The 5,563-nt window shown below is 62.5% G+C and carries 5 protein-coding genes; 1 reads left to right on the top strand and 4 read right to left on the bottom strand.

The features are described from left to right. A partial coding sequence (locus tag AC1DT3_RS10945; RefSeq protein WP_477465287.1) for a DUF6790 family protein occupies positions 1–222 on the top strand: 222 nt, incomplete at its 5' end. A gap of 60 nt (positions 223–282) precedes the next feature. Here the strand turns inward: AC1DT3_RS10945 and AC1DT3_RS10940 are convergent. From AC1DT3_RS10940 to AC1DT3_RS10925, 4 genes are all read right to left on the bottom strand, one after another. Next, positions 283–1,449, bottom strand: a complete 1,167-nt coding sequence (locus AC1DT3_RS10940) for an iron-containing alcohol dehydrogenase (RefSeq protein ID WP_477465286.1) — start codon at positions 1,447–1,449, stop codon at positions 283–285. Between the two features lie 9 nt (positions 1,450–1,458). Next, positions 1,459–2,850 carry an aldehyde dehydrogenase family protein gene (locus AC1DT3_RS10935; RefSeq protein ID WP_477465285.1) on the bottom strand — a complete coding sequence of 464 codons (1,392 nt, stop codon included), beginning with the start codon at positions 2,848–2,850 and terminating at the stop codon, positions 1,459–1,461. Between the two features lie 10 nt (positions 2,851–2,860). Further along, positions 2,861–4,252, bottom strand: a complete 1,392-nt coding sequence (locus AC1DT3_RS10930; protein ID WP_477465284.1) for a glutamine synthetase family protein — start codon at positions 4,250–4,252, stop codon at positions 2,861–2,863. 77 nt (positions 4,253–4,329) lie between these two features. Beyond that, a partial coding sequence (locus AC1DT3_RS10925) for an amino acid permease (RefSeq protein ID WP_477465283.1) occupies positions 4,330–5,563 on the bottom strand: 1,234 nt, incomplete at its 5' end.

Raw genomic sequence — 5,563 nt, 5'->3', positions numbered from 1 at the left:
TTCAAAGGCAGCTCCGATATGCGCCTCGCTGCGCTGATCGGTCCTGCGTGCTTTCTGTGGGGCGCCGCTGCGGGCCATGCGTATCAGATGGTGACCGCTCACAACTTCGCTCCGGGCAATGCCGGCATCATCTTCTACAGCGACATCCTCGTCCCGCTTTTGGGTCTTGTCCTCTGGTGGACGCGACGTGCCGAAGACGCACCTTCAGCGAGGACCGTCTGACGAAACGACGCGACCGAGAGGCGACGCACCGCGCCGTCTCTCGCATCGCATGTCTTGTGCTCAGACGCGACCAGCCAATGCGTTTTCGTAGAGCTTGCGGGCGCTTTCCTTTGTGATCGGAACGGGGTTGCCTCCAGCCGTCGGATCTTCCGGCGCCATGGTCGACATCTCGTCGAAGCGCGCGCTGTCGATCTTCAGGCCCTCGAGCGTGTGCGGCACGCCGAGGTCCTTGCGCAATTGCAGTACCCAATCGAGGAAACCCTGGAACGACGCCTGCGGCAGGCCGATATAGGCGGCAAGCCGGGCGATCTTGTTCTCGATGGCCTCGCGGTTGAAGACCAGCACGTACGGCATGAAGACCGCGTTCGTCAGACCGTGATGAGTGTCATACAGAGCGCCCGCCGGATGGGACAGGGCATGAATGGCTCCCAGGCCCTTCTGGAACGCCGTGGCGCCCATGGCGGCGGCCGACATCATGTTGGCGCGCGCCTCGATGTCTGTGCCGTCCTTGTACGCCCGCGGGAGATATTCCTTCACGAGACGGATACCCTCGACGGCGATACCGTCGGCCATTGGATGGTAGCCGGGCGCGCAATAGGCTTCGATACAATGGGCCAGGGCGTCGAGACCGGTTCCTGCCGTGATATGGGGCGGCATGCCGACGGTGAGTTCAGGATCGCAGATCGTGATCTTCGGCATCATCAGCGGGTGGAAGATGACCTTCTTGGTGTGAGTCGCCTCTTGCGTGATGACGCCGGCGCGCCCGACTTCCGAGCCTGTACCTGCGGTCGTCGGAACGGCGATGATCGGCGCGATGCCGTTGGGATCCGCGCGCATCCACCAATCGCCGACATCCTCGAAATCCCACATGGGTCGGGACTGTCCCTTCATGAAGGCGATGACCTTGCCGGCATCAAGGGCGGAGCCGCCGCCGAAAGCGACGACGCCATCATGGTCGCCAGCCTTCATCGCCTCGAGGCCTTTGTAGATGTTGCTCTCGACGGGGTTCGGCTTGATCTCCGAAAACAGCGCAGCTTTGAGGCCTGCGGCCTGGAGCTGAGCCAACGCAGCCTTCGTCATGGACTGCGTCGCGAGAAAGGGGTCCGTGACGATGAGCGGCGCGGACATGCCGACAGCGCGGCATGCTTCCGCGAGCTCGGCGATGCGGCCGGCGCCGAAGCGGATCGGAGTCGGGTAGTTCCAATTGGAGCGGGGTGACACGGTCATCGTTCAAACTCAAAGGGTGCGCAGGTGATAGGATTTCGGGCGGGTGAGGGATTCATAGGCCAGCCGCGACAGGCTCGCGCCACGGCCCGTATCCTTGACGCCGGTCCAGGCGAGAGCGGGATCGAGATAGTCGCAGCGGTTCATGAAGACGGTGCCGGTTTCGAGCTTGTCCCCAAGCGCCTCTGCCGCGTCGACGTCGGACGTCCAGATGGCGGCGGAAAGGCCGTAGGGGGAATCGTTCATGAGTTGGATCGCCTCCTCGTCCCCCTTCACCTTCATGATGCCGACGGTCGGTCCGAAGCTCTCGTCGCGCATCACGCTCATGGAATGGTCCACGTTCGTGAGAACCTGCGGCGCCAAATAGGCGTCGCGTCCCGTATCCGCGGCGAAGCGCTTGGCATCGATATGCGCCTTCGCGCCCTTCGAGACCGCTTCGGAATTCTGTCCGCGCACGAGGTCGGCGAAACGCTTGTGCGCCATCGGCCCGAGTGTCGTCGTTTCGTCGAGCGGGTTGCCGAGAATGTATTTGTTCACGAGATCGACTGCGCCTTCGACGAAGCGGTCGTAGTGCCTCTCGTACACGTAGACACGTTCGATGCCGCAGCAGCATTGGCCCGAATTGAAGAACGCACCATCGACGAGATTCTCGATGGCATTCTCGATGTCAGCGTCGGCACGGACATAGGCCGGGTCCTTGCCGCCGAGTTCGAGACCAAGCGACGTGAACGATCCGGCAGCTGCTTTCTCGATCGAGCGGCCGCCTGTGACCGAGCCGGTGAAGTTGCAATGATCGACGAGGCCACCGCCGAGGATTCGGCTTGTCTGATCGTGGCTCAACACGAGGTTCTGGAACAGGCCCTGAGGAAGGCCCGAGCGGTCGGCCGCCATCTGGAATCGCTCGCCGGCGAGAATGGTCTGTGAGGCGTGCTTCAACAGCACTGCGTTGCCTGCCATCAAGGCTGGTGCGATCGTGTTGATCGCGGTCAGATAGGGATAGTTCCASGGAGCGATGACGAGCACGAGGCCGACGGGCTCGCGCTTGATCATGCGGCGGAAACCCTGCTTTTCGTCATCCGCCGGAATAGGCTTGAGGCTCTCCTCGGCGATGCGCACCATGTAGCGAGCGCGCTCCTCGACGCCGCGAAACTCGCCGCCATAGCGGACGGGCCGTCCCATCTGCTGCGCGATCTCGGGCATGACCTCCTGATTCATCGCAACAAGCGCGTCGAGGAAGGCGAGCACCTTTGCCGCACGCTCAGTTATCGGCGTGTGTCGCCACGTGGATTGCGCCCGGCGCGCCACGTTGAGGGCGGTCTCGATCGCCGCTTCGGACATGATCGGACGGCGAGCCAGCTCGCGCCCGTCGATGGGAGAGATACAGACGATATCGGTGTCGGCCATGGTGCTGCTTTTAGATGATCTCGAAATAACGGGCGAGCTGCCAGTCGGTGATTGCCTTGCGGGCTTCCCTCTCTTCCCATTCGCGCGTGGCGGCATAATGGTCAACGAAGGTGTCGCCGAAAAGCTGACGCGCTGGCTTCGACGCTTTGAGCCGCTCCGCCGCCTCGCCAAGCGAGCGCGGCAACGCCCGCTTCTTGGGATGCTTCACCGCATAGGCATTCCCCTGGATCGGATCGCCGGGGTCGACTTTGTTCTCGATGCCCCAGAGGCCCGATCCGATGGCGGCGGCAAGTGCGATGTAGGGGTTGATGTCCGCGGCAGCGACCCGGTATTCCACGCGCTGCGATTTTTCGGAGCCGGGAATGACGCGCAGCGCCGTGGTGCGGTTTTCCACGCCCCAGGCCGAATCGGTCGGCGCCCAGAAGCCGGGGATGAGGCGCGTATAGCTGTTGACGGTGCAGGCGACCATCGAAAGCAGCTCCGGCATCAGCTGCTGCTGACCGCCGACGAACCAGCGCATCGTGTCGGACATGGTGTGCGGCCTTTTGGCATCGTAAAACGCGCCCTTCCCCGTCTTCACGTCCTTGAGCGATGCATGCAGGTGTCCCGATTGGCCGGGCCAGTCGCGCGACCACTTGGCCATGAACGTCGCCATCCAGCCGCGCCGCTGCGCGAGAATTTTGGTGAAGGTCTTGAACAAGGCCGCCTTGTCCGCCGCCCTCAACGCGTCGTCGACGCGGATGGCAGCTTCGAGAACGCCGGGGCCAGTCTCCGTGTGCAGACCCTCGATCTCGAAATCCATCGTGTTCGCGAGATCGAGCAGCTCGTGGTAGAAATCGGCGTGCACGCCCGAGCGCAGCACGGAATATCCGAAGAAGCCCGGCGTGATGGTTTTGAGATTGCGGTAGTTTTTTTCGCGAATCGAATGCGGGGTTTCGTCGAAGACGAAGAACTCGAACTCCGCTGCGGCGGACACGGCAAAGCCCATGTCGTCCGCCTTCTTCAGAACGCGCCGCAGCGCGCCGCGCGGGCACGCCGCCTCGGCATAGCCGTCGAACTCGGCGAGGAAGAACGGTAGGTCGTTTTCGAAGGGGATGAGCCGCATCGTCTCCGGAAGAATGCGTGCGGTCGCGTCGGGATAGGCGGTGTGCCAGCCGGTCAGCGTCGTGTTGTCGTAGAGCTGGTCGTTCGAATCCCACCCGAGGACAACGTCGCAGAAGCCGAAGCCGTTCTCGAGAGCGGATTCGAACTTGTCGCGCGCCATGTACTTGCCGCGCATGATGCCGTCGATATCGACGACGCCGATCTTCACGAACGGAAGGTCACGGCTACGCACGTATGCCGCCGCATCTGCGGCAGTCCTGATTTTGGGAACATCCATTCGCGGTGTGGGAGCGTTCATGCCGGAAACCTGACCGAGGAAGAGCTAGGAGAGGAGCGCACGCATGCGCTCCCCAGGGTTTTAACAACGTGGCTTCGTCAATGCGCCTTGTATTCCTCGGCGCCCTTGGAAAGAGCGAACTGCTCTTCCGGGGACAGGATCAGCTTATGGCGTCCCCAGACGAGGAAATAGGCCATCATGATCACATAGTAGATCGCAACACCGAGGACGCCCTTCTGGAACACCGGATCGGTGAACTGGAAGTAGAGCGTGATCGCCGCAATGATCATGCACACGGCCGCCCCGGCAATGCCGAAGGGGCTGACATACGGCCTGTCGATATGCGCGAACTTCTTCTTCAGGGTGATGTAGGACATGCCCTGCATGAAGTAGGCGAGCATGGCGCCGGCCACCGCCATGTTGAGCAGCGTGCCGCCGATGACGTTGGCGCCGGCTTCCGCACCGACCGAGAACCAGATGATCAACATCACCGCCAAGCCGAGCAAGGAGCCCGCGATCAGGGCCACATGCGGCGTCTTGCGGGTGCCGTGGGTGATCGACAGGAAGCGTGGGAAGTATCCCGCCCGCGAGAGCGAGTAGATCTGCCGTCCGAACGCAAAGATGATCGTATGGAACGAGGCGATCAGACCGATCACCGCGACCGCCGCGAGGATCTTCGCGATGTCCGAGCCGTAGATCGTGCGGAAACCGTCGAGGAGTGGCTCGCCTGATTTGGCGAGACCGGCCGCGCCGGGTGCGATGCTCGTGTTCAGGAAGGTCACGAGGAAGGCCGACACGATCAGCGTCAGAATGCCGAGGATGATGCCCTTCGGCATATCCTTCTGCGGATCATGCGATTCCTCCGCCGCCAGCGGCAGTTGCTCGATGGCGAGGAACAGCCACACCGCGAACGGCAGCGTCATGAAAATGCCCTTGATGCCGAAGGGCAGGAACGGGCCGTTCCCGTTGGCGAGCTCAGCGCCGTCCGCGCCGATGTTCAACGCCCAGCGCGAGAAATCGAGCTGGCCCGAGAAAATCACCGACAGATAGAAGATCGCGAGGACCGCAAGCGCCAGAATGGTGACCGTCACGGTAACCTTGAACGACAGTTCCACGCCGACGATGTTGAGGCCGACGAACAACGCGTACGAGAGAATCCAGTAGACGGGCTGGAATTCGGGCGCTGTTCCGAAGATGGCCGACAGGTACGAGCCGATGAAGAACACGATCACGGCCGGGGTCAGCACGAACTCGATGTTCTCCGCGATCCCGGTGATGTAGCCCGCCCACGGACCCATGGACGTGCGGGCGAAGGAATAGGCGCCGCCGGTA

This window comes from Microvirga sp. P4_G7, assembly GCF_056401005.1.
This window is presented reverse-complemented; position numbering and strand designations above follow the sequence as displayed.

Coding starts and splice junctions, on each gene's coding strand:
- AC1DT3_RS10940 (WP_477465286.1), bottom strand. CDS start 1,449: ATGACCGTGTCACCCCGCTCCAATTGGAACTACCCGACTCCGATCCGC.
- AC1DT3_RS10930 (WP_477465284.1), bottom strand. CDS start 4,252: ATGAACGCTCCCACACCGCGAATGGATGTTCCCAAAATCAGGACTGCC.